This is a genomic window from Catellatospora methionotrophica, from assembly GCF_011297335.1.
Lineage (GTDB): Bacteria > Actinomycetota > Actinomycetes > Mycobacteriales > Micromonosporaceae > Catellatospora > Catellatospora methionotrophica.
Genome location: NZ_JAAOTJ010000008.1, coordinates 71,467 through 94,844, shown reverse-complemented (window position 1 = coordinate 94,844; position 23,378 = coordinate 71,467). Strand labels below are relative to the sequence as shown.

Below are 23,378 nucleotides of genomic sequence, written 5' to 3'. Positions count from 1 at the left end.
CCATGGGGAGGATCTTCGCCGCTCGTATGACGACGGTCGCGGTGCTGGCACTGGCGCTGACCGGGTGTGGCACCACCGAGCAGCCCGAACAGCCCGCGTTCCATGAGGCCGCGTCGCCGCGGCCGATGGCGTCGGCGGAGCCGTCGGTCGAGCCGTCGCCGTCCCCGTCGCAGGGGCCGTCGCCGAAGCCGACGAAGAACGCCACCGTGCTGGAGCGTGGCGAGGGCACCTTCACCACTGCCGGGGGCAGCTCGCCGGTGGTCGGCGACGCCGGCAGCCTGCGGCGATACCAGGTGCAGGTGGAGGAGGGCATCACGGCGTTCGACGCGGACGGGTTCGCGGCCGTGGTCGAGCAGGTGCTGTCCGACGAGCACAGCTGGATCGCGTCGGGAAAGTGGCGTTTCCAGCGGGTCGCTTCGGGAGCGTCGGCGCACTTCAAGATCATGCTGTCCACGCCGGGCACCACGGACCGGCTCTGCGCCAAGGCGGGGCTGCAGACCAACGGCATCTTCTCCTGCCGGTACGGCGACAACGTCGTGATCAACCTGCGGCGCTGGGCGAACGGCGCGGACGGGTTCACCGACATGGACGTGTACCGCAACATGGTCATCAACCATGAGGTCGGTCACTTCCTCGGGCACGGGCACGTCAACTGCCCCGGCAAGGGCAGGCTCGCCCCGGTGATGCAGCAGCAGACCAAGGAGCTGCAGGGCTGCAAGCCCAACCCGTACCCGTACCCGGACGGGGTCCACTACGTGGGGTGACCTGCGTCGCACCCTAAGATTGACGTCATGACGACGCCTCGCCCCGTCCTGGTGGTTGACTACGGTGCCCAGTACGCCCAGCTCATCGCACGACGGGTACGGGAGGCGCGGGTCTACTCCGAGATCGTGCCGCACTCGATGCCGGTCGAGGAGATGATGCGCAAGAACCCGGCCGCGATCATCCTGTCCGGCGGGCCGTCCAGCGTGTACGAGCAGGGCGCTCCGCAGGTCGACGCCACCCTGTTCGAGCAGGGCGTGCCGGTGTTCGGCATCTGCTACGGCTTCCAGGCGATGGCCGCCGCCCTGGGCGGCACGGTCAGCCACACCGGCCAGCGCGAGTTCGGCGGCACCGTGGTCGACGCGCAGCCCGACGCGGGCGTGCTGTTCACCGGGCTGCCCGCGCAGCAGGACGTGTGGATGAGCCACGGCGACTGCGTGAGCGCCGCCCCGGCCGGGTTCACCGTGACCGCCGCCTCGGCGGGCGCGCCGGTGGCCGCGTTCGAGGACGTCAGCCGCGGTTTCGCCGGGGTGCAGTTCCACCCCGAGGTCGCGCACACCCCGTACGGCCAGCGCCTGCTGGAGAAGTTCCTGCACGAGGTGGCCGGGATCGAGCCGGCCTGGACCATGGGCAACGTCATCGACGACCAGGTGGCCGCGATCCGCGCCCAGGTCGGCGATGCCGAGGTGATATGCGGCCTGTCCGGCGGCGTCGACTCGGCGGTGGCCGCGGCGCTCGTGCACAAGGCCGTCGGCGACCAGCTGACCTGTGTCTTCGTCGACCACGGCCTGCTGCGTGCGGGTGAGGCGGAGCAGGTGGAGCGCGACTACGTCGCCGCGACCGGCATCAAGCTCAAGGTCGTCGACGCGACCGAGCGCTTCCTGGGCGCGCTGGCCGGGGTCACCGACCCGGAGGCCAAGCGCAAGATCATCGGCCGGGAGTTCATCCGGGTCTTCGAGGCGGCGGCCCGTGAGATCGCCACCGCGGGCGACGTGCGCTTCCTGGTGCAGGGCACGCTCTACCCGGACGTGGTGGAGTCCGGCGGCGGCACCGGCACGGCCAACATCAAGAGCCACCACAACGTGGGCGGCCTGCCCGACGACCTCAAGTTCGACCTGGTCGAGCCGCTGCGCATGCTGTTCAAGGACGAGGTGCGGGCGCTGGGCGCGAGCCTGGGCCTGCCCGAGGAGATGGTCTGGCGGCACCCGTTCCCGGGTCCGGGCCTGGCCATCCGCATCATCGGCGAGGTCAACCAGCACAACCTGGACATCCTGCGGGCGGCCGACCTGATCGCCCGCCAGGAGCTGACCGCGTCGGGGCTGGACCGCGACGTGTGGCAGTTCCCGGTGGTGCTGCTGGCCGACGTGCGCTCGGTCGGCGTGCAGGGCGACGGCCGCACGTACGGCCACCCGGTGGTGCTGCGCCCGGTCTCCAGCGAGGACGCGATGACCGCCGACTGGTCGCGCCTGCCGTACGACCTCATCGCCCGGATCTCGACCCGGATCACCAACGAGGTGCGGGAGATCAACCGGGTGACGCTGGACGTGACGAGCAAGCCGCCGGGCACCATCGAATGGGAGTGAATCCCGCTATCGGCTGATCGAGGCCCCACCCTCACCGGGTGGGGCCTTTGATCACTTCTGGGGTAGGCCGAACGGCTGGTTCAAACCATTTCATTTCGGTGGAAACATGATCGTAAAATCGGACATCTTGTCGTGATCTTCTTGCCGGGGGAGAATGGTTACTCGTGACCACCGCGCTGGAGCCGTTGCGGCGGATCGCCGCCTACGCCGTCATCACCAACGAGGCCGACCAGGTGCTTCTGGTCCGCGCCTCCATGAGGTCCGGTACGCCGGGCGTATGGTCCCTGCCTGGCGGGGCAGTGGACCACGGCGAGCATCCCAATGACACCGTCGTCAGGGAGACCGCCGCAGAGACCGGGTTGAGCGTGGCCGTGACCGGCCTGCGCGACGTCCTGGCCGACATGCGGGCGCTGCCGCACCGCGGCGTCACCATCCACACCGACCGGGTGATCTACGCGGCCCGGGTCCGCGGCGGCGCGCTGCGCGAGCGCGTCGACCAGCCCACCGACCTGGTGCGCTGGCTCAGTCCCGACGAGGCGGCGAAGCTGCCGCTGCGGCCCTTCACGGCGGGCGCGCTGGGCATCACGGAGGCGGCGATCGACCTGCTGCCCGACGAGGTGCCCGACTTCCCGTCCTTCTTCGCCGCGCCGGGCCCGGACGGGCTGCACCGCGCGCAGCGCTTCGCGGCGTACGCCGTGGTCACCGACCGGCTGCAGCGGGTGCTGCTGACCCGGATCGCGGCCAACTATCCCGGCGCGGGCAAGTGGCACCTGCCCGGCGGCGGCACCGACTACGGCGAGCAGCCCGGCGTCGCCCTGATCCGCGAACTGGTCGAGGAGACCGGCCAGCGCGGGCGGCTCGGCGAACTGCTCGGGGTGGCCAGCCACCGTGACCCGGCCTCGCTGGGCCCGGAGGGCTACCCCATCGACTGGCACGGCGTGCGGGCCTTCTACCGGGTCCGCGTCGACCGGGCCACCCAGCCCAAGGTGTACGACGTCGGCGGCTCCACCGCCGAGGCCCGCTGGGTCACCAAGGACGAACTGGTCGGGCTCGGTCCCGAGGACGTCACCGAGGTCACCGCCGAAGCCCTGAAGGCGGCCCTGTTGACGGAGCCGCCTGCCTGACCGCCGGAGGGCGGCCGGGTCACGGCCGCCCGATAGCCTGTCGTGGTGAGCGGGCGGGGCGAGCGGTTCACGGTGCTCGTGCCCCCCGCCGCAGCGAGGAGCGGGCATGGAGAAGCGGCGGCGTATCGGGGCCTACGGCATAGCGCACGACGAGCAGGGCCGGCTGCTGCTGGTCCGCTCGTCGGCCCGGTCCAACTTCCCGGGCGTGTGGTTCCTGCCCGGCGGCGGCCTGGAGCACGGTGAGGACCCGGCGGCGGCCGTGGTCCGCGAGTTCCGTGAGGAGACCGGGCTGACCGCCCGGATCGCGGGCCTGCGCGAGGTCAGCTCCGATCTCGTCGAGTTCCCGTGGCGCGGGGTGCTGCTGCACCACGACCGGATCATCTACGACATGACGATCACCGGCGGCGAACTGACCGTCGAGGCCGACGGCACCTCCGACCTGCCCGCCTGGGTCGAGCCGTCGCGCCTGGACACGCTGGAGCTGATCCCGTTCGCGGCCCGCACGCTCGGCCTGGACGCCACCGGCCCGGCCAGCGGGCAGCGCCCCGCCCGGCCCGACGAGGCGGGGGAGATGGGCCCGGACGGCCGCGACCTGGGCGGCGCGCGCAAGGTCGCCCGCTTCGGGGCGTACGGCGTGGTCACCGACCCGGCCGGTCGGGTGCTGCTGTCGCTGATCGCGCCGAACTACCCCGGCGCGGGCCGGTGGCACCTGCCCGGCGGCGGCACCGACTTCGGCGAGACCCCGTCGATCGGCCTGGTCCGCGAGGTCTTCGAGGAGTCGGGCCAGGTCGGCGAGGTGACCGAGCTGATCCGGGTCAACTCGACCCACAACCCCGCCGCGATGGGCCCCGAGGGCGAGCCCTACGACTGGCACGTGGTCCGCGCCGTGTACCGGGTGGTGGTGCCGGAGCCCACAGTGCCGTCCGTCACCGAGGCGGTAGGCGGGTCGACCGCGCAGGCGCGCTGGTTCACCCGCGCTGAGCTGGCCGGAATTCCCCTGACGGAGTCGGCTAACCGAGAATTGCGACATATTTCCTGATTGCCGCTGTCGGGTAGACTCAGACGCTGACAAGACGAACAGCCCCCGGAGCGCTCATGCCCTCCGAAGGGCCGATTGCCCCCGTCAGCAGGGACGGCGCGCGAAGATCGCGTCGGGTATCGCCAAGGCACGCGGACGTGTGCGATGGTGTAGGCCGCAAAAGCCGGTCGGTCCGCTGAGGCGGCGGAAAGGAACCGAAACCGGTATGGAGGGACGACACGTGCCGAGAGCCTTATGGCGTCGGCGTCGCTTGACGGACAGCCCGCGACCTGCGGGCCGCCTGACCGGCCGCTTGCGTGCCGGTGGCTCCTTCGCCCGGCAGATGCTGCTGGTGCCGGTGGGCCGCCTGCGTAAGGCTGATCACTCCGTTGCGACGAGCACCGCGCTGCCTGGCCTTGACCCGGTCGAACTGCGCGCCATCGAGAAGGCCGCCACGGCCGAGCCGGTGGAGCAGACGACCCCGACCACGATCCCGCTGCTGCCGGGCGAGCGCACGCTCGACCGCCGCATCAAGTTCGCCCTCGTACAGGCCTGCACCCTGAGCAGCCTGCTGCTCGGCATGACCGCGATCTTCCTCGCGATCCTCGGCCGCCCCGACGGCCGTGCCCCCATGTACGGGGCACTGTGCCTGCTGGCCTGCATCACCTTCGACGGCCTCGACGGCGCCCTGGCCCGCAAGTTCGGCGTGGCCAGCCCGTTCGGCGTGCAGATGGACTCGCTGGGCGACATGACGTCGTTCGGCATCGCCGCTCCCGTCGTCGTGTTCGCCACGCTGCAGGGCACGGTGCCGACACCGGTGCTGATCGTGGCCTGCGCCATGGTCGCGTGCTGCGCGGCGGTCCGGCTGGCCCGGTTCAACGTCTCGCCGAAGGACGGCCGCTTCTTCTGCGGCGTGCCGACCACCATGGCGGCGACCGTGCTGGCGGTGACCGTGCTGCTGAAGACCACGATGGGCAGCGCGCTGCCGGCCGGTGCGATGGTGTTCGGGGTGGTGCTGCTGGCCATCGCGATGGTCTCCAGCTTCCCGTACGCCAAGCTCGCGAAGGTGGTCAAGCTGCCGCCGACGCTGTTCCTGCTGCCGCTGGTCGGCCTGGTCTGGAACACGCAGATCACCTTCGGCCTGCTGGTGCTGGTCTACCTGCTCAGCGGCCCGGTCATCTGGGCCCGCCAGCGCAAGACGGCCGCCCGCATCGCCTGACGTCTCAGATCCACACAGAGCGCCGCCCCGGTCCAGTGGACCGGGGCGGCGCTCTGTGTGCGGGTGCTTCCCGCCGGCCTTCGCCCGGCCGTGCTGCACCCGCTCGGCCGTGCCGGACCACGCTCGGCCGTGCCGCACCCCGCTCGCCATAGACGCTGGCCTATTACATCGAGTTTGATCTACGTACAGTCGATGTAATAGGCCAGCGTCTATGAAAAACGGACCGGGGCCGCGCCGCGTGGTGCGGCTGGCCCCGGTCCGGGGAGACAGGTGAGGTCAGCGCAGGCGGGCGATGACCGTGGAGCCGCCGGAGACGCGGTCGCCGGGGGCGACCAGGGCCTCGGCCTTGTCGGCGGGCAGGTAGACGTCGGTGCGGGAGCCGAAGCGGATCAGGCCGAACCGCTCGCCCTTGGCCAGCAGCGCGCCGATCGGGGCCCGCTGCACGATGCGGCGGGCGATCAGGCCGGTGCGCTGGGCGACCACGACCCGGTTGCGGTCCGGCGTCTCCAGTACGGTGTACGCCGCCACGTTGTGCTCGGCCTCGGGCTTCATCGCGTTGGCGTACCCGCCGTCCTCGACGAAGTAGTCGACGACCTTGCCGGCCACCGGGGCCCGGTTGACGTGCACGTCGAGCACGGACAGGAACACCGCGATGCGCAGGAACTCCTCGTCGGCGAAGCGCTCGTCGTAGATGTGCTCCACGCTGAGGACCCGGCCGTCGGCCGAGGCGACGACCGCGGTCGGGTCGGCGGGCACCTCGCGCTCGGGGTCGCGGAAGAACGCGGCCACCGGGGCGGCGAGCAGCGCGGGCAGCACCCACGCCTTCGACTTCGGGCGGGTGGCCTTGAGGAACGCGGCCGCGCCGAGCGCGATACCGGCCGCCGCGACGCCGTTGGAGTCGATGTTCATCGTGCCGTAGAGCGGCACGCTGGACGGGCGGAACGCGGGGCCGAGCTTGCCGGCCACGGCCGGGTCGACGTCGGTGAAGCGCAGGCGGTGTACGCGTACCGGCGGGGTGTTGCGCAGCACCAGGTCGGAGCCGACGCCCTGGCGGGCGGCGATGCGGTCGAGCTCGTCGGTGGCCCCGCCGGACAGGCCGGGCAGCGCGACCGCCGCGATGATCAGCAGGCCGCCCTCGGCGACGTACTTGCTCAGCTGCTCGACGGTGTTGCGGGCCTCCTCGCCGGAGCCGACCACCGGCTCGGCGACGATGACCAGCTCGGCGGCCTCGGCGGCGGCGAGGTCGTCGACGACCTTGACCCGCTCGGCGAGGAAGCTGCCCAGGGTGGCCAGGTGACCCGCGACGGTCGCGTCGGCCGCGACCACGGTGAGCTGGTCACCGGGCAGCAGCGCGTCCAGCGCCTCGGCCAGCACCAGCGAGTCCGCCGATGCGCCGACCAGCAGGGCCGTCTTGGGACCGGCGTGGCGGGCCAGCTCGGTGGTCAGGGTGCGGGCGGCGCGGTCGCCGATGCGGATCTGGCCGAGCGGGCCCAGCGCCGGGGTGCCGGGACGATCGGTCGGGTGGTGGCTCATCTGAGGTTGCTCCTCGTCGTCGTCGACCGGTGGTTCACCGGTCAGCATAGAGCGCCCCCCACCGCGGGCTCGCGCGGTGAGGGGCGCTCGGGGTGAGTCGACGCTCAGTCGACCCGCTCAGGCTCGGCTTCGACAATGGTTTCGGCCTTCTCCGGGGCGGGCTCGACCGGGGCCGGGTCGCCGGAGCGCCGGGGCGACAGCGCCCCGAGCACGGCCAGCACGCCCAGGATGATCAGTCCACCGGCGATGAACCAGCCCAGCGGGGGCAGGTCCACGTTGATCACGCGCCGGGCCAGGAAGGCACCCGCCACCAGCAGGAAGATGAGACCGAAGAACAACGAGACCGAGTCGGTGCGGTGGTTCTTCACCGGATTACCTCCGCGTGACCGAGGTTGACGTCGAGGATGAGGTGGAGCTTGCCGGGGCCCGCCTTGCCGTCGTCGCCGAGGCTGATCTGGGTGTCATTCCGGCCAGCCCCGCTGATGTTGCGGCCGAAGACGTCGGCGTCGGCGAGGTTGACCTCCGTGTCGACCGTGACGTCGACGTTCGGCGGCACGATGATCGTGAACTGGCCGCCGGTGATCTGCGCGGTCACCTGCACGTCCTGTCCGGTCAGGTCGAGGCCGGTCAGGTCGAGGGTGGCCTCGCCGAAGCGGTGCTCGTACCGGTCGTGCAGTTCCTCCAGCGAGGTCGGCAGCCAGGTCACGCTGCCGGCCTGGGTGCGCTCGCGGCTCCAGTCGCCGCTCGCGGCCGCCATCGGCAGCGCCAGGGCGAGTACGAGGCCGATGAGGATCCAGCCGCGGGCCCGGCCGAACCAGGCGCCGATGACCAGGCCGAGGCCCACGACGGCCAGCGCGGCGGCGACGTAGGTACTGCCGGGCACGGATACGCCCGTCATGTCGATCATCGCCACGCCGCCGAGCACGACCATGGTCAGCCCGAAGATCAGGCGGCCGAGCCGGGACGGCTCCCGCTTCGGCTTGGGGGCCTTGAGCGGGGGCGGCGGGGGCGGCGGCGGGGTCGCCGGGACGAACGGCCCGTGGGGGGCGAACGGCGGCCGGTAGCCGGTGGACTCGACCGGCGGGACAGGCATGGTCACCGTCGACGGTGCCGGTGCGGCGGCCGGGACCGACGAGTAGGCGGCCGGGACCGCGGAGTAGGCCGGAGTCGGCTGGCCGGGGTGCGGCGCGGCGTAGTCCGGGGGCAGGTAGGTCGCGCCGGGCCTGCTGCGCGGCAGGTGGCCGGTGCCGCCCGCGGTGTTGCGGCTCACCACCAGGGCGGCGATGACCAGCCCGATGGCGGCGATCACGGCGACCTCGAAGCTGTTGGTCACCGCCCCGATCAGGATCACCGTGAGTACGCCGATGACCAGCGTCAGCGTGGACGAGGTGCCCGAGTAGCCGCGGCCGAACAGCGCCTCGACCGGCGAGGAGCTGTCGCCCTCAGCCGGGGTGAGCAGCCACGCCGCCAGGTAGATGACGACGCCCACGCCGAACACGGACAGCACGCCGATCAGCACCCGCCACAGCAGCGGGTCGGTCTTGGTGGCGCGGCCCAGCGCGCCGCACACGCCGGCCAGGTAACGGCCGTGGCGCGGCCGGATCAGGCCGTACGGCGCCGCCCAGGAGACATAGGGGGAGGCGGGCTCGCCCTGGGGTGGGGGTGGAGCCTGCGCCGCGGGCGGGGCCTGCCCGGAGGGCGCCGCGCCGCCAGGCGTCGGGGTCTCATCGCTCATGCTGTCGATATTCCCGCTGAGCAGGCCTTACCTGCCTCAGGCGGCGACCCTGAGCGGACCCTGAGAATGTGCGGCGGCCCATCTCCGGGGCCTCACCCGTGGGCGACGGCCCCCACCTCGTGAAACCATCGACCCTGTGCAGCCCTCCGTGCCCGAGTTCCCCCGCCTGACCCGCTCCCGCTCCGACCGCCTGGTCGCCGGGGTGGCCGGGGGCATCGCCGCGAACGTACGGCTGTCACCGACGCTGATCCGGATCGCCTTCGTGCTGCTGCTGCCGATCAACGGGCTGGGCGCGCTGCTGTACGCCGCCTTCTGGGCCGTGCTGCCCGCCGGGCCGGGCGAGGTGCGGCCCCGCTCGCTGCTGCGGCTGGCCCCGTTCGTGCTGGCCGGGCTGGCGCTGATGACGGTCAGCACCTTGATCAACCGCAACGGCGGGATCGGGATGACCGTCGGCTGGCTGGTCGCCCTGGTCGCGGTCGGCGCGGGCATCATCTGGCACCAGAGCGACCCGGACCGCCGCCAGCGCTGGTCCGACGAGTCGCCGTCGGCGCCCTGGCTGGCCGCCATCTCCGACGGGGACCGCCGGATCTACCTGCTGCGCTTCCTGGCCGGTGGGGTGCTGGTCGCGGTCGGCATCCTCGGGCTGGTCTTCCTCTATTCCCCGGTCGCCAACGTCTCCTGGGCCGACATGTGGCGGGCGATCGCGTTCGCGCTGGTGGCGCTCGCCGGGGTGGGCCTGGTGGCGGCGCCGGTGCTGTGGCGGACGCTGACCGCGCTGCGCGCCGAGCGCGAGGGCCGCATCCGCGAGCAGGAGCGCGCCGAGCTCGCCGCGATGGTGCACGACCAGGTGCTGCACACGCTGGCGCTGATCCAGCGCAACGCCGCCGACCCGGTCGCGGTGCAGCGCATCGCCCGGGGCCAGGAACGCAGCCTGCGCACCTGGCTCTACCAGCCGACCGGTTCGCCGACCGAGCACTTCGCGGCGGCGCTCCAGCAGGCCGCCGCCGAGGTGGAGGACACCTACGGCATCGCGGTGGAGGCGGTGGTGGTCGGTGACCGCACGGTCGACGACAAGGTGGCGGCCATCGTCGCGGCGGCCCGCGAGGCCCTGGTCAACGCGGCCCGCCACGCCAAGGTCAAGACCGTGTCGTTGTACGCCGAGGCGGAGCCGACGATGCTGAGCGTGTTCGTCCGCGACCGTGGTGCCGGGTTCGACCTGAACACGGTCGAGGAGCGCCGGCACGGTGTCCGTGGTTCGATCATCGGGCGCATGTCGCGGCACGGCGGCCACGCGGAGATCCGCAGCGAGGTCGGCGAGGGCACCGAGGTGAGGCTGACCATGACGGTCACCTCGCCGAAGGAGCCGAAGGAGACGCCGGCGTGAGCGCGGTGACGGGTATGGGCAGCGAGGAGCGGGCATGAGCGAGCGCAGCGAGGGAATCATGTGGCACGGGGCGGCTCAGGCACGTGACGAGCGAAGCGAGGAGCGGGCATGAGCGAGCAGCGGTTGCGGGTGTTCCTGGTCGACGACCACGGGATGTTCCGGGCGGGCGTGCGGGCCGAACTGGGGGCGCACGTCGACGTGGTCGGCGAGGCGGCGACGGTGGCCCAGGCGATCTCGATGATCGGCTCGGTGGTCCCGGACGTGGTGCTGCTGGACGTGCACATGCCCGACGGCGGTGGCCGCGCGGTGCTCGACGCCGTACGCAAGACCCAGCCGCAGGTGCGTTTCCTGGCGCTGTCGGTCTCCGACGCCGCCGAGGACGTGATCGGCCTGATCCGGGCGGGCGCCCGCGGCTACGTCACGAAGACGATCTCCCCGGACGATCTGGTGGACGCGATCCGGCGGGTGGCCGACGGCGACGCCGTCTTCTCACCCCGGCTGGCCGGTTTCGTGCTGGACGCCTTCGCCGCGCGCCCGGACGCCCCGGTGGCCGACCCCGAACTGGATCAGCTGACCAACCGGGAGCGCGAGGTCCTGCGGCTGCTGGCCCGGGGGTACGCGTACAAGGAGATCGCCAAGGAGCTGTTCATCTCCATCAAGACGGTGGAGACCCACGTGTCCAATGTGCTGCGTAAGCTGCAGATGTCCAACAGGTATGAATTGTCGCGTTGGGCCGCAGATAGACGCCTCGTGTAACTCTCGGTATCGCCCATAGGCTGGGATGCCAGTTACCATCGTGTTTCGTTCCTCGATCAACTAGCCCGCTGACCAGCACTAAATCCGCAGGTCAAAAAGCTACGCCGAGATGTGAAAGATTTCTTGACGGGATATCGGCGTCGTCCCGTATCGGTAACGGGTTGGTATCAGGCCCTTCCGGCGCGTGCTCGCGAGGTGCGAAAGTGTGGCCACCTCACACCCCCTCGTGAGCGCCTGAGGAGGCACACGCATGCGTGGGAACACCCCATGGAAGGTGGCAGTCGGTCTGACCGCTGTCGCCCTGGCCGCGGCCGGCTGCACCAGCGAGCCCGCTCCGCCCGCCACCCCGACTGACGGTTCGTTCATCATGAGCTGGACCGAGCCGCAGAACAAGCTGATCCCGGCGGCGACGTCGGAGACCGGCGGCGGCGTGGTCATCGACGCCCTGTTCACGGGTCTGACGAACTACGCTGCGACGGACGCCAAGACCGAGATGGCCAACGCCGACTCGATCACCTCCGCTGACGGTGGCACCACCTGGACCGTCAAGCTCAAGTCGGGCTGGAAGTGGCACGACGGCACCCCGGTCACCGCGAAGAACTACGTGGACGCGTGGAACTACGCCGCCTACACGCCGAACGGCATGATCAACGGCACCTTCTTCGGTGACATCAAGGGTTACGGCGACGTCACCAGCGTCGACCCGGACGAGGATGGCCCGAAGGAGGCCCCGAAGCCGGCCAAGGACAAGATGGACGGCCTCAAGGTCGTCGACGACACCACGTTCGAGGTGACCCTGAGCGGCCCGTCGAACCTGTGGCCGATCAAGGTCGGTTACTCGGCGTTCATGCCGCTGCCGGACGTGTTCTTCACGAACCCCGACGCCTTCGGTGCGAACCCGATCGGCAACGGCCCGTTCAAGATGAACGGCTGGACCAAGAACACCGAGCTCAAGGTCACCCGTTTCGACGAGTACCAGGGCGCGGACAAGCCGAAGGTCAAGGACGTCACGTTCCGCGTCTACTCCGACGACGCCGCGTCCTACGAGGACGTCAAGAACGGCACGATCGACTTCCAGCAGCAGATCCCGCAGGCGAAGATCATCGGTGACCTGTACAAGGCGGACTTCCCGTCGGCGAACAGCAACAAGCCGGTGTCGTCGTCCTCCTTCCTCGCGATGCCGACCTGGCTGCCGGGTTACAACGACCCGAAGGTCCGCCAGGCGATCTCGATGGCGATCGACCGCAAGCTGATCGTCGAGAAGATCTTCAACAACACGCGCATCCCGATGAACGGCTGGGTCAACCCGAACATGGCCGGCTACAAGGACGGCTCGTGTGGCGAGTACTGCACCTTCGACGCCGCCAAGGCCAAGGCCCTGTTCGACTCGGCGACCACCAAGCCGGCCGAGCTCTCCATCGCCTACAACGGTGACGCCTCGCACAAGCCGTGGGTCGACGCCGTCTGCAACAGCATCCAGACCGCTCTGGGTGTGCCGTGTGTGGGCAAGCCGTTCCCGACCTTCGGTGAGTTCCGCACCCTGGTCACCACCCAGAAGATGACGGGCATGTCCCGCGCCGGCTGGCAGGCTGACTACCCGCACATCGAGAACTGGCTGAACCCGCTGCTCAAGACGGGTGCGTCGTCCAACGACGGCAAGTTCTCCGACGCCGCCTTCGACGCCAAGCTGAAGGAGGCCGACGGCACCGCCGACCTCCAGGCCGCGCAGAAGCTGTACCAGGACGCGGAGGCGATGCTGCCGGCGCTCATGCCGACCATCCCGCTGTGGCACGGTTCGCAGCAGACGGTGTGGTCCGCGAAGCTGCAGACCGTCACCATCAACACCTTCGGCGAGCTGGACCTGGCCACCGTCACGGTCAAGTGAGCTAGGCACCGGATATGAACCGGCGTGCCGGGCCCTCGCGGGCGCGGCACGCCGGTGGTCCGACCCCCATGCCACGGCGGTGACGTCGTGGCGTGCGGGGTCGGCCCTATCTCGGCGAGGCTCAGTGAGGAGTAGTCATGGGGCGATATGCCCTCCGCCGGTTGCTGCAGGCGATCCCTGTGTTCATCGGCACCACCTTTCTCATCTGGTTCCTGGTGTGGGGACTACCAGGTGACCCGTTCGCAGGCCGCTGTGGCGAGAAGGCCTGTCCGCCGGCTTACGTCAACTACATGACGGAGAAGTTCGGTCTCAACGACCCGCTTCCGTTGCAGTACCTGAACTACCTGAAGAACCTCGCCACCGGGAACTTCGGCCAGACGTTCAACGGGCTGGAGATCGGCGACCTGCTCGCGCAGGCGTTCCCGATCTCGATGAAGCTGGCAGTGGTCGCCGTCCTGGCGGAAGCCCTGATCGGCATCACCGCGGGTGTGCTCACCGGTCTTCGCCGGGGCAGCTTCCTCGACAACCTGGTGCTGGTCTCGACCCTGGTCCTCATCGCCGTCCCGATCTTCGTGATCGGCATCGTCGCCCGCTACGCGTTCGGCCTCGCCTCGGTGTCGCCGGAGGCGCCCTGGACCGAGCTGATCATCCCGGGACTCATCCTGGGCAGCGGATCGCTGGCGTACATCACGCGACTGACCCGAGTGAACATCGTCGAGAACCGCCGCGCGGACTACGTCCGGACCGCGGTCGCCAAGGGCCTCGCGCCCGGTCGCGTGACCGGCGTGCACCTGCTGCGCAACTCGATGATCCCCGTGGTCACCTGGCTGGGCCTCGACCTCGGCGCCCTGATGGGCGGCGCGATCGTCACCGAGGGCATCTTCAACATCCGCGGCATCGGCGGCCTGCTGTTCGGGGCCATCGCCCGGCGGGAGTCGGGCATCGTCGTCTCGATCGTGGCGATCCTGGTGCTCGTCTACCTCATCGTCAACCTGCTAGTCGACCTTCTGTACGGGGTCCTGGACCCGAGGATCCGCTATGAGTAGCCCGGAAGTGGCCACCGCCACGGCCGAGGCCGCCGTGCTGCCGACGACCCCGGCAGCCGCCGAGCCTCCGCGCAAGGACAAGCCCCGCAGTCTGTGGACTGACGCGTGGTACGAGCTGCGGCGCAAGCCCCTGTTCGTGATCTCCGCGATCATGATCACGATCTTCGTGCTGATGGCCGCGTTCCCCTCGCTGTTCAGTTCGGTGAGCCCGAACGCGGCGGACCTGAACAAGAGCCTGACGCCGCCCGACTTCGGGGCGTGGTTCCAGTTCGGCAAGGGCGGGCAGTTCGGATACGACCTGCAGGGCGCGGACATCTACTCCCGCACGATCTACGGCGCCCGCGCCTCGATCGTGGTCGGCCTGTCCGCGGTGCTCGGCAACATGCTGCTCGGCGGGTTCTTCGGCATCCTGAGCGGCTACCTGGGCGGCTGGACGGACTCGCTGCTGGCGCGGTTCGGCGACATCTTCCTGGGTCTGCCGTTCGTGCTCGGCGCGCTGGTCATCCTGTCGACCTTCGCCCCGGTGCAGAGCAGCCCGAGCGCCGTCCGCATCACCACCCTCGTGATCGTCACGTTCATCATGCTCGGCTGGCCGTCGTTCGCCCGCATCATGCGAGCGGCCGTGCTGTCGACCAAGCAGCTGGACTTCGTGCACGCCGCACAGGCGCTGGGCGCCCGGCCGGGCCGGATCATCTTCCGGCACGTGCTGCCCAACGCCGTCGCGCCGATGGTGGTGGTCGGCACGATCACGCTGGGCGCGTACATCGGCGCCGAGGCGACCCTGTCCTTCCTCGGTGTCGGCCTGCGTCAGCCGGTCGTCTCCTGGGGCATCATGATCGGCGACAGCCGGCAGTACATGGAGGCCGCGCCGTACATGATGGCCTTCCCTGCCGCTTTCCTCGCCATCGCGGTGCTCAGCTTCGTCATGCTCGGTGATGCCGTGCGCGACGCCCTCGACCCGAAGCTGCGTTAGGAGGCGACGTGAGCGACATCAAGGTGAAAACGGCGCCCGTGCTGGGCGTCGACGGCCGCTCCGCCGGCCATCTGCTCGAAGTGGACAACCTGCACGTCGAGTTCCGCACCCGGGACGGCATCGCCAAGGTCATCAACGGCGTGTCGTACCACGTGGACGCCGGTGAGACGCTGGCCGTGCTCGGCGAGTCCGGGTCCGGCAAGAGCGTCACGGCGCAGACCATCATGGGCATCCTCGACACCCCGCCGGGCTTCGTCACGGACGGCGCGATCCGCTTCCGTGGCAAGGACCTGCTCACCATGGGCAAGGACGAGCGACGGCTGGTCCGCGGCGAGGGCATCGCGATGGTGTTCCAGGACGCGCTCTCGGCCCTGAACCCGGTCTTCACGGTCGGGTTCCAGATCGCCGAGCTGTTCCGCAAGCGGCGGGGCATGAGCCGGGCCGACGGGTACAAGCGCGCCGCGGAGCTGCTGGACCTGGTCAAGATCCCGGCGGCGAGTGCTCGCCTGCGGGACTACCCGCACCAGTTCTCCGGCGGCATGCGCCAGCGCGTCATGATCGCCATGGCGCTGGCGCTGGACCCCGAGGTGCTGATCGCGGACGAGCCCACCACGGCGCTCGACGTGACGGTGCAGGCCCAGATCATGGACCTGCTGGCGGAGATCCGCCGCGACCGGAACATGGGCATGATCCTGATCACCCACGACCTCGGCGTGGTCGCCGACGTCGCGGACCGGATCGCGGTCATGTACGCGGGCCGGATCGTGGAGCAGGCCGACGTGCACGCGCTGTACGGCAAGCCCTGCCACCCGTACACGCTGGCCCTGCTGGACTCGCTGCCGCGCCTGGACCTCAAGGGCCAGGAGCTCAACACCATCAAGGGCCTGCCGCCCAACCTGCTGCGCATCCCCTCGGGCTGCGCGTTCCACCCGCGGTGCACGATGGCGCGCGACATCTGCTTGACCCAGCGCCCGGCGCTGGTCGAGCTCGGCGGCGTCCGGTCCAGCGCCTGTCACTTCGCAGAGGAGCTGTACGGCCGTGAGTGAAGTGATCCTCGAAGTACGTGACCTGGTCAAGCACTTCCCGATCCGCCAGGGCATCCTCTTCAAGCGCACCATCGGGCAGATCAAGGCGGTCGACGGCGTATCGCTCGACCTGCACAAGGGCGAGACCCTGGGCATCGTCGGCGAGTCGGGCTGCGGCAAGTCGACGCTGGCCAAGCTGCTGATGAACCTGGAGAAGCCCACCTCGGGCGAGGTGCGCTACCAGGGGCGGGACGTGCTGCGGCTCAACCCGGCCGATCAGCGCCGGCTGCGCCGCAACATCCAGCTCGTCATGCAGGACCCGTACACCTCGCTCAACCCGCGGATGACCGTGGGCGACATCGTCGGGGAGCCGTACGAGATCCACCCCGAGGTCGCGCCCAAGGGCGAGCGGCGGCGCAAGGTGCAGGAACTGCTCGACGTGGTCGGTCTCAACCCCGAGCACATCAACCGGTACCCGCACCAGTTCTCCGGCGGCCAGCGCCAGCGCATCGGCATCGCCCGCGCGCTGGCTCTCAAGCCCGAGGTCATCGTCTGCGACGAGCCCGTGTCGGCACTCGACGTGTCGATCCAGGCTCAGGTGATGAACCTGCTCGACCAGCTGCAGACCGATTTCAACCTGTCGTACATCTTCATCGCCCACGACCTGTCGGTGGTGCGCCACATCGCCGACCGCGTCGGCGTGATGTACCTCGGGAAGATGGTCGAGGTCGGTACCGACGACGACATCTACGTCCGGCCGACGCACCCGTACACGCAGGCTCTGCTGTCCGCGGTGCCGGTGCCGGACCCCACGGCGCGGCAGCGCAAGGCGGTCATCCGGCTGGAGGGCGACGTCCCGTCGCCGGCCAACCCGCCGTCGGGCTGCCGTTTCCGCACCCGGTGCTGGAAGGCACAGGAGATCTGCTCGGTGGAGGAGCCGCTGCTGCAGATCCGTCCCACCTCGGGACACCCGAGCGCATGCCACTTCGCGCAGGAGCGGGACGTGGTGCACGCGGCAGGGTAGGAGTGTCTCCCGGTGGCGAACGGTCAGGTGGGGTTGAGCCTCCGGCCGGACCGCCCGCCACCGGGTCAACATAGAGCAGGGCACCGTCCGCATAGCGGGCGGTGCCCTGTGCATGTGCCCCCTCCTGCCCCGCCCGCCCCCGCCGCCCGTCCGGCCAGCCCCCCCACCTGCCGCAACTCTTAAAGAGTCGCGGTCATCCGGGCTTGCTGAAGGCGCGACTCTTTAAGAGTTGCGGCACGGGTGGGGTGGGTGGGCTGGGTGGGTCAGAGGGGGCCGCGGCCGGCGCGGAGGATGAGCAGGGCGAGTTGGGTGCCGTCGGGGCCGAGTTCGGCGCGGAAGCGGTCCATGATCTCGCGCTCGCGGCTGAGCACCAGGCGGGTGCCGCCGGACGCGACACGGGTCTTGCCGACCTGCTGCGAGATCGCGGCACGCTCCTTCCACAGTGCGATCAGTGCGGCGTCGATCTGGTCTATGCGCTCACGCATGGACGTGATCTCCGTGGCCGCCTCGGGCGTCGTACTGCCGGTCTCGTGGGCGATGGCGCTCATGTGGGACTCCTCAGTGGGATTGTCGCTCACCAGTGGCCGGGACAAAGGCGAAAGCCCCGGGCTCTGGGAGCCCGGGGCTTTCGTGAGGTCTCTGTGCTCAGGCACGACCTACGACTGCCGGGTTCCCGGTGCCATAGGTAAAGTAGAACGCCTGGTTGATCACGTTGCCAAGTATGCCATGGATACCTCGCGGTGCAAGCACGTCGACCATCATGTGAGACCTCGATCTATCGGTGCGGTGGGTCAGCCGAGCTTGGTGATGCGGTTGGCCGGTCCCGGGGTGATCGGGCCGGTGGCCAGGTGCGCCACCAGGGCGTCGACGTCGAACCCGGGGGCGTAGACCCGGCCCGTGCCCGCGGTCAGCGCCGTGAAGTTGTCGCCGCCGTTGGCCAGGAAGTCGTTCGTCGTCACCTTGTACGAAGCCGCCGGGTCGATCGGCGTGCCGTTGAGCTTCAGGTCGGAGACCCGGCTGCCCAGCGGCAGGGTGCTGTCGTACGAGTAGGTGAAGCCCGCCGAGACCTGGAGGATCTTGGTGGTGTTCTGCCCGGCGTGGCCGGCGAACTGCTGCTCCAGCACCGCGTCGAGCTGCGCGCCGGTCAGCGACGCGGTCACCACCAGGTTGTTGAACGGCTGGACGGTGAACGCCTCGCCGTAGGTCACCTGGCCCGGCGCCTCGCCGCCGGGGGAGTTGGCGTACGTGATCGCGGCGCGGATGCCGCCCGGGTTCATCAGCGCGAGCTGTGCCCCGGCCGAGGCGGTCCAGGCCAGCTGGGCGTCGGCGATGACGTCGCCGAGCGGGCTCTCCCCGCTGGGCTGGGCGTCGCGCACGATGTCGGCGGTGACACTGCCGACGACCCGGTTGGCCAGCGGCGCCACGGCGGTGCGGTACTTGTCCGCGATCGCCTTGGCGGCCGGGTCGGCCAGCGCGGGGTTGCGCACGAACACGCCCGGTGCGGTGGTCTGCCAGGTGCCGTCGGCGTTGCGTACGCCGTTCTCGACGACGACGTTGTGCGCCTCGATCGAGGTGAAGGTGCGGCTGCGGCGGTCCATGTTCAGCGTGATGTCGGTGACCAGCTGGCCATTGGTGCCGGCGCTGGTGACCACGACGGGCTTGCCCGACTTGTTGGGCAGCGAGCACGAGTAGAAGCGGTGGGTGTGGCCGGAGACCACGACGCCGATCTCGTCGCGCAGCCCGGCCACGATCGGGGAGATCACGCCGGTGAAGCCGTCACAGGTGGAGATGTTGCCGGTGGCGCCCTGCTGGCCGCCCTCGTGCAGCAGCAGCACCTGCGCCTTGACGCCGAGCAGGCGGAGCAGGCTGCTCCACAGGTTCGCCGTCTCGACCTCGTCGCGGAAGTCGACCGTGGTGATGCCCGCCGGGTTGACGATGCCGGGGGTGCCCTCCAGCGTCATGCCGATGAAACCGACCGGCACGCCGTCGATGATCTTCACGTCGACCGGCGGCAGGATGGGCAGCTTGGTGCGCTTGTCGGTGACGTTCGCGGCGAGATACTGGAACGCCGCGCCGTCGAAGCCGTCGCCGGCGAAGCAGCCGTCGACCGGGTGGCAGCCGCCGTGCTGCATCCGCTTGAGCTCGGTGACGCCCTCGTCGAACTCGTGGTTGCCGACCGAGGTGACGTCCAGGCCCAGCTCGCTGAGCAGCTCGATGGTGGGCTCGTCGTGGAACGCCGCGCTGACCAGTGGCGTCGCGCCGATCATGTCGCCCGCGCCGACGGTGACGACGTCCTGTCCGGCCGCCTCGCCCTCGGCACGCAGCTTCTTGACCCAGTGCGCCAGGTATTCGACACCGCCCGCGGGGGTGCCCAGCACCGCCGCGCCGCTGCCGGTCGGCGCGTCGATCGCGCCGTGGAAGTCGTTGAACGCGAGCAGGTTGCCGTACGCCGCGTGGCCGGCCGGAGCCGCCGCGGCCATGTTGACCGACACCGGCGAGAGGGGTGTCCACGCCGGGGCCGAGGATGCGCTCGAACCGCTGCTCAACGGGATCGTCGCGACGACGGCCAGGGCCAGCGCCGGTAGCGCCAGGTGCCGCACCTTGCCTGCCCAGCCCCGAGAACGGGGGTGATTCATGGGGGGCCTCCAGAGTCGGCATCGCGCGGGGGTGCGCGATGATTTTATGAAGGCATCCTTGCGTATGCGTTTCCGCCGCGCCACCGCCCATCGGTGACACCTGCACGACCTTCTCGCTACGGTCCGGTTTCACGCTCACCGGTGGCGGGCTGGGTCGATGTCGGAGGGGGCGCATAGACTCTCCAGACGATGCAATCGCTCTTCGATCTCCCCGAGATGACGCCGTCCGAGACGACGCCCGGGGGCAGGCCCGCCACCGCGAAACCGCCCGCCGAGAAGGCCTCCGGCGGCTCCTGGGCGTCCCCGGGTGACCGTGCCCCCACCGAGTCCGGCCCGCGCGTGGCGGCGCTCCTGGAGGGCCTCAACGAGCCCCAGCGGGCGGCGGTGACCCACGAGGGCTCGCCCCTGCTGATCGTCGCGGGCGCGGGCTCCGGCAAGACCCGGGTGCTGACCCAGCGCATCGCCTACCTGCTGGCCGCCCGCGGGGTGCACCCCGGCGAGGTGCTGGCCATCACGTTCACCAACAAGGCCGCCGGTGAGCTGCGGGAACGGGTCGCCCATCAGGTCGGCAACCGGGCCCGGATGATGTGGGTTTCCACGTTCCACTCCGCCTGCCTGCGCATTCTGCGAGCCGAGCACGAGCACGCGGGCCTCAAGTCGACCTTCTCGATCTACGACGCGGACGATTCGCGCCGGCTGATGCAGCTGGTCTCGCGCGAGCTCGACCTGGATCCCAAACGATACCCGCCGCGCAGCCTGGCCGCGCAGGTGTCGAACCTGAAGAACGAGCTGGTCGACCCCGAGGCGTTCAGCCCGCACGGGCCCGCCGAGCGGGTGCTGGGCGAGGCGTACACGCTCTACCAGCAGCGCCTGCAGCAGGCACACGCGCTCGACTTCGACGACATCATCATGCGCACGGTGCATCTGCTGCAGGCCAAGCCCGAGGTGACGGAGAAGTACCGGCGCCGCTTCCGGCACGTCCTGGTCGACGAGTACCAGGACACCAACCACGCGCAGTACACGCTGGTCAAGGAGCTGGTCGGCGATACGGGCGAGCTGTGCGTGGTCGGTGACGCCGACCAGTCGATCTACGCGTTCCGCGGTGCGACGATCCGCAACATCCTGGAGTTCGAGCGCGACTACCCGCAGGCGCGCACCATCCTGCTGGAGCAGAACTACCGCTCCACGCAGACCATCCTGTCCGCCGCGAACGCGGTCATCGACCGCAACAGCGACCGCAAGCCCAAGCGGCTGTGGAGCGACCAGGGCGCGGGCGAGCAGATCGTCGGCTACGTCGCCGACAACGAGCACAACGAGGCCGACTGGGTGGCCCGTGAGATCGACCGGCTCACCGACGCCGAGTCCGCCCGGCCCGGCGACGTGGCGGTGTTCTACCGCACCAACGCCCAGTCCCGGGTGTTCGAGGACATCTTCATCCGGCTCGGCCTGCCCTACAAGGTCGTCGGCGGGGTGCGCTTCTACGAACGCAAGGAGGTCCGCGACGCGCTGGCCTACCTGCGGGCGGTGTCCAACGAGGACGACACCGTCAGCATGCGCCGGATCATCAACACGCCCAAGCGGGGTCTCGGCGACCGTGCCGAGGCCGTGGTGGAGGCGCTGGCCGCACGCGACCGCGTCTCGTTCGGGGCGGCGCTGCGGCGGGCCGCGGAGGCGCCGGGCATCTCGTCCCGGGCCGTCAACGCGATCGGCGAGTTCGTGACCATGATGGACTCCGCGCGCGAGCTGGCCCGCACCGCGCCGCCGGAGCAGGTGCTGGAGCTGCTGCTCACCGAGTCCGGGCTGCTCTCGGAGCTGGAGGAGAGCCTGGACCCGCAGGACGAGGGCCGGGTCGAGAACCTGCAGGAACTCGTCAGCGTGGCCAGGGAGTACGCCGAGCGCACCGCCGCGGCCGACGAGACGCCGACGCTGGCCGGTTTCCTGGAGCAGGTCGCACTGGTGGCCGACGCCGACCAGGTGCCCTCCGACGACCCGGAGCACCAGGGCGTGGTCACCCTGATGACCCTGCACACCGCCAAGGGCCTGGAGTTCCCGGTCGTCTTCCTCACCGGCCTGGAGGACGGGATCTTCCCGCACCTGCGCTCGCTGGGCGACGTCAAGGAGCTGGAGGAGGAGCGGCGGCTGGCCTACGTCGGCATCACCCGTGCCCGCCGGCGGCTCTACCTGTCGCGGGCGGTGACCCGCTCGGCGTGGGGGCAGCCGCAGTACAACCCGGCGTCGCGCTTCCTGGAGGAGCTGCCGCCGGAGCTGCTCGACTGGCAGCGCACCGAGGGGGCGTACACCTCCTGGGGTTCGCGCGGCGGCGGCATCGGCGGCCGCGAGCGGGCGCAGGAGCGGGGGAGCGGCACCTTCGTCGGCAACACCGCCCGGGCGGCGGCGCTGGCCAGCAAGATCGGCATCGACCCGAGCAAGCTGGCCACGGCGAGCGACCTGGCCGGGGCCCCGTCGCTGTCGGCCGGTGACCGGGTCAACCACCAGCGCTACGGCCTCGGCCGCGTGCTGGCCGTGCAGGGCGCGGGAGCGCGGGCCCAGGTCCAGGTCGACTTCGGCGACCAGGTGCTCTGGCTGGTCCTGCGCCATGCGCCGCTGGAGAAGATCTGACCGCCGCTTGATCGCTGTTTCGGGTCAGAAAGTGCGGTTCAACCCGACTTCTCGACCCGAAACGGCGATCATCCCCGTGAGCGAACTGCGCTCATCACCGCGAGCGGACGGCTGGTCAGCGCCGTGAGCGGATACAGACGTGGCCCGGATCCGAGGATCCGGGCCATCCGTCTTGAGGTGGGTCAGCAGCTGATCGGGACGCCGCGGGCCTTGAGCCACGCGCTGGGCTCGATCTGGTTCCACATGCCCTTGTGCACCTCGAAGTGCAGGTGGGGGCCGGTGGAGTCACCGGTGGAGCCTTCGTAGCCGAGCAGGTCGCCGGCCTTCACCTTCTGGCCGACCTTGACCGCGTCGCGGCTCATGTGGGCGTAGTGGGTGAAGTAGCCGTCGCCGTGGTCGACGACCACGGAGATGCCGTAGCCGCTGTAGGCCCAGCCACTGCTGAACACGGTGCCGGGACCGACCGCGCGGATCGGGGTGCCGGCGGGCTCGGCGAGGTCGACGCCGGCGTGCAGGACGCCCCAGCGCTGACCGAAGCAGGAGGTGACCTGCGCGCCCGGCATGGGGCTGCCCCAGGTGGGGCGGACCTTGACCGGCGCGGCGGCCTTCGGCGCGGCCTTGGGCACCGAGGTGCCGGCCTTCGCCTTGCTCTGCGCGGGCTGGGCCGCCTTCGGCGCGACGGCCTTGGCCTTCGGCGCCGCCTTGGGTACGGCGACCTGGGTCTTCGCCGTGGTGCGGGCCGAGCGGTCGGCGCGTTCGGCGGCCGCCTCCCGGCTGACCGTGGACGTCGCCGCCACGGGGGTGACCTCGGTGGGTCCGTTGTCGATGTTGGCTGCGACCAGGCCTACAGACGCGATGCCGGCCAGAGCCGCGACGGCCACGACATGACGCGAGCGGCCGCGGAGGCCGCTTCGGATCTTGTCACTGACGACGTCGTACTTGGCGCGGGCTGCCTTGAGGAGTTCGGTACTGCTGCCTTGCATGAGGTGGGAACCTCCGGGTCTACGTTGACACGGGCTCGAGCTATGTTGCCTGGTCAAAGCAGGTATGGCCAGC

Annotated in this window: 19 protein-coding genes; 13 read left to right on the top strand and 6 right to left on the bottom strand. The window is 70.4% G+C overall.

Translation table 11 applies throughout. From position 1 onward, the window contains the following. The first annotated feature begins 2 nt into the window (after nucleotides 1-2). From HAV40_RS19730 to HAV40_RS19710, 5 genes are all read left to right on the top strand, one after another. The gene (locus tag HAV40_RS19730) at nucleotides 3-764 is read left to right on the top strand and encodes a DUF3152 domain-containing protein (RefSeq protein WP_166383365.1); all 762 of its coding nucleotides are present in this window, start codon (nucleotides 3-5) and stop codon (nucleotides 762-764) included. A gap of 27 nt (nucleotides 765-791) precedes the next feature. Beyond that, on the top strand, nucleotides 792-2,345 hold the full coding sequence (gene guaA, locus HAV40_RS19725; protein ID WP_166383363.1) for a glutamine-hydrolyzing GMP synthase: 1,554 nt from the start codon (nucleotides 792-794) through the stop codon (nucleotides 2,343-2,345). Nucleotides 2,346-2,509: 164 nt separating this feature from the next. After that, the gene (locus HAV40_RS19720) at nucleotides 2,510-3,469 is read left to right on the top strand and encodes an NUDIX hydrolase (RefSeq protein WP_166383361.1); all 960 of its coding nucleotides are present in this window, start codon (nucleotides 2,510-2,512) and stop codon (nucleotides 3,467-3,469) included. 106 nt (nucleotides 3,470-3,575) lie between these two features. Then, a complete protein-coding gene (locus tag HAV40_RS19715; RefSeq protein ID WP_166383359.1) occupies nucleotides 3,576-4,508 on the top strand; it encodes an NUDIX domain-containing protein in 933 nt (310 codons plus the stop codon). A gap of 292 nt (nucleotides 4,509-4,800) precedes the next feature. After that, nucleotides 4,801-5,706, top strand: a complete 906-nt coding sequence (locus HAV40_RS19710; RefSeq protein WP_203671110.1) for a CDP-alcohol phosphatidyltransferase family protein — start codon at nucleotides 4,801-4,803, stop codon at nucleotides 5,704-5,706. Nucleotides 5,707-5,982: 276 nt separating this feature from the next. Here HAV40_RS19710 and HAV40_RS19705 read toward each other — a convergent pair whose 3' ends face one another. The 3 genes from HAV40_RS19705 to HAV40_RS19695 all read right to left on the bottom strand — a co-directional run bounded on the left by HAV40_RS19705 (nucleotide 5,983) and on the right by HAV40_RS19695 (nucleotide 8,974). After that, nucleotides 5,983-7,239: a phosphatidylserine decarboxylase gene (locus HAV40_RS19705; RefSeq protein ID WP_166383355.1), complete on the bottom strand. Its 1,257-nt coding sequence runs from the start codon at nucleotides 7,237-7,239 to the stop codon at nucleotides 5,983-5,985. Between the two features lie 104 nt (nucleotides 7,240-7,343). Then, on the bottom strand, nucleotides 7,344-7,607 hold the full coding sequence (locus HAV40_RS19700; RefSeq protein WP_166383353.1) for a hypothetical protein: 264 nt from the start codon (nucleotides 7,605-7,607) through the stop codon (nucleotides 7,344-7,346). Continuing rightward, nucleotides 7,604-8,974, bottom strand: a complete 1,371-nt coding sequence (locus tag HAV40_RS19695; RefSeq protein WP_166383351.1) for a PspC domain-containing protein — start codon at nucleotides 8,972-8,974, stop codon at nucleotides 7,604-7,606. The genes HAV40_RS19700 and HAV40_RS19695 overlap by 4 nt, the downstream gene beginning before the upstream one ends. A gap of 136 nt (nucleotides 8,975-9,110) precedes the next feature. Between HAV40_RS19695 and HAV40_RS19690 the strand changes: the two genes are divergently transcribed. The 7 genes from HAV40_RS19690 to HAV40_RS19660 all read left to right on the top strand — a co-directional run bounded on the left by HAV40_RS19690 (nucleotide 9,111) and on the right by HAV40_RS19660 (nucleotide 17,067). After that, complete coding sequence (locus tag HAV40_RS19690) at nucleotides 9,111-10,358, top strand: ATP-binding protein (protein WP_409364934.1); 1,248 nt, start codon at nucleotides 9,111-9,113, stop codon at nucleotides 10,356-10,358. Nucleotides 10,359-10,466: 108 nt separating this feature from the next. Next, nucleotides 10,467-11,114: a response regulator gene (locus HAV40_RS19685; protein ID WP_166383349.1), complete on the top strand. Its 648-nt coding sequence runs from the start codon at nucleotides 10,467-10,469 to the stop codon at nucleotides 11,112-11,114. Between the two features lie 274 nt (nucleotides 11,115-11,388). Next, the gene (locus HAV40_RS19680) at nucleotides 11,389-12,999 is read left to right on the top strand and encodes a peptide ABC transporter substrate-binding protein (protein ID WP_166383347.1); all 1,611 of its coding nucleotides are present in this window, start codon (nucleotides 11,389-11,391) and stop codon (nucleotides 12,997-12,999) included. Between the two features lie 137 nt (nucleotides 13,000-13,136). Then, nucleotides 13,137-14,045, top strand: coding sequence for an ABC transporter permease (locus HAV40_RS19675; RefSeq protein ID WP_166383345.1), 909 nt, complete (start codon nucleotides 13,137-13,139; stop codon nucleotides 14,043-14,045). Further along, nucleotides 14,038-15,018: an ABC transporter permease gene (locus tag HAV40_RS19670; protein WP_166383343.1), complete on the top strand. Its 981-nt coding sequence runs from the start codon at nucleotides 14,038-14,040 to the stop codon at nucleotides 15,016-15,018. The genes HAV40_RS19675 and HAV40_RS19670 overlap by 8 nt, the downstream gene beginning before the upstream one ends. 8 nt (nucleotides 15,019-15,026) lie before the next feature. Beyond that, nucleotides 15,027-16,064 carry an ABC transporter ATP-binding protein gene (locus HAV40_RS19665; protein ID WP_166383341.1) on the top strand — a complete coding sequence of 346 codons (1,038 nt, stop codon included), beginning with the start codon at nucleotides 15,027-15,029 and terminating at the stop codon, nucleotides 16,062-16,064. Further along, nucleotides 16,057-17,067, top strand: a complete 1,011-nt coding sequence (locus tag HAV40_RS19660; protein ID WP_166383339.1) for an ABC transporter ATP-binding protein — start codon at nucleotides 16,057-16,059, stop codon at nucleotides 17,065-17,067. Before HAV40_RS19665 ends, HAV40_RS19660 begins: the two co-directional genes overlap by 8 nt. A gap of 263 nt (nucleotides 17,068-17,330) precedes the next feature. Here the strand turns inward: HAV40_RS19660 and HAV40_RS19655 are convergent, their stop codons facing one another. Both HAV40_RS19655 and HAV40_RS19650 read right to left on the bottom strand, forming a co-directional pair. Then, complete coding sequence (locus HAV40_RS19655) at nucleotides 17,331-17,648, bottom strand: chorismate mutase (RefSeq protein ID WP_275413452.1); 318 nt, start codon at nucleotides 17,646-17,648, stop codon at nucleotides 17,331-17,333. A gap of 210 nt (nucleotides 17,649-17,858) precedes the next feature. Beyond that, entirely contained in the window at nucleotides 17,859-19,703 is a 1,845-nt protein-coding gene (locus HAV40_RS19650; protein WP_166383335.1) for a bifunctional metallophosphatase/5'-nucleotidase, read from the bottom strand. A gap of 189 nt (nucleotides 19,704-19,892) precedes the next feature. Here HAV40_RS19650 and pcrA point away from each other — a divergent pair, with 189 nt between their 5' ends. Then, complete coding sequence (gene pcrA, locus HAV40_RS19645) at nucleotides 19,893-22,322, top strand: DNA helicase PcrA (RefSeq protein WP_239085921.1); 2,430 nt, start codon at nucleotides 19,893-19,895, stop codon at nucleotides 22,320-22,322. Between the two features lie 182 nt (nucleotides 22,323-22,504). Here pcrA and HAV40_RS38920 read toward each other — a convergent pair whose 3' ends face one another. Beyond that, the gene (locus HAV40_RS38920) at nucleotides 22,505-23,305 is read right to left on the bottom strand and encodes a M23 family metallopeptidase (protein WP_166383333.1); all 801 of its coding nucleotides are present in this window, start codon (nucleotides 23,303-23,305) and stop codon (nucleotides 22,505-22,507) included. Nucleotides 23,306-23,378: the final 73 nt, after the last annotated feature.

Coding starts and splice junctions, on each gene's coding strand:
- HAV40_RS38920 (WP_166383333.1), bottom strand. CDS start 23,305: ATGCAAGGCAGCAGTACCGAACTCCTCAAGGCAGCCCGCGCCAAGTAC.
- HAV40_RS19675 (WP_166383345.1), top strand. CDS start 13,137: ATGGGGCGATATGCCCTCCGCCGGTTGCTGCAGGCGATCCCTGTGTTC.
- HAV40_RS19695 (WP_166383351.1), bottom strand. CDS start 8,974: ATGAGCGATGAGACCCCGACGCCTGGCGGCGCGGCGCCCTCCGGGCAG.
- HAV40_RS19715 (WP_166383359.1), top strand. CDS start 3,576: ATGGAGAAGCGGCGGCGTATCGGGGCCTACGGCATAGCGCACGACGAG.
- HAV40_RS19730 (WP_166383365.1), top strand. CDS start 3: ATGGGGAGGATCTTCGCCGCTCGTATGACGACGGTCGCGGTGCTGGCA.
- HAV40_RS19705 (WP_166383355.1), bottom strand. CDS start 7,239: ATGAGCCACCACCCGACCGATCGTCCCGGCACCCCGGCGCTGGGCCCG.
- guaA (WP_166383363.1), top strand. CDS start 792: ATGACGACGCCTCGCCCCGTCCTGGTGGTTGACTACGGTGCCCAGTAC.
- HAV40_RS19670 (WP_166383343.1), top strand. CDS start 14,038: ATGAGTAGCCCGGAAGTGGCCACCGCCACGGCCGAGGCCGCCGTGCTG.
- HAV40_RS19650 (WP_166383335.1), bottom strand. CDS start 19,703: ATGAATCACCCCCGTTCTCGGGGCTGGGCAGGCAAGGTGCGGCACCTG.
- HAV40_RS19685 (WP_166383349.1), top strand. CDS start 10,467: ATGAGCGAGCAGCGGTTGCGGGTGTTCCTGGTCGACGACCACGGGATG.
- pcrA (WP_239085921.1), top strand. CDS start 19,893: ATGCAATCGCTCTTCGATCTCCCCGAGATGACGCCGTCCGAGACGACG.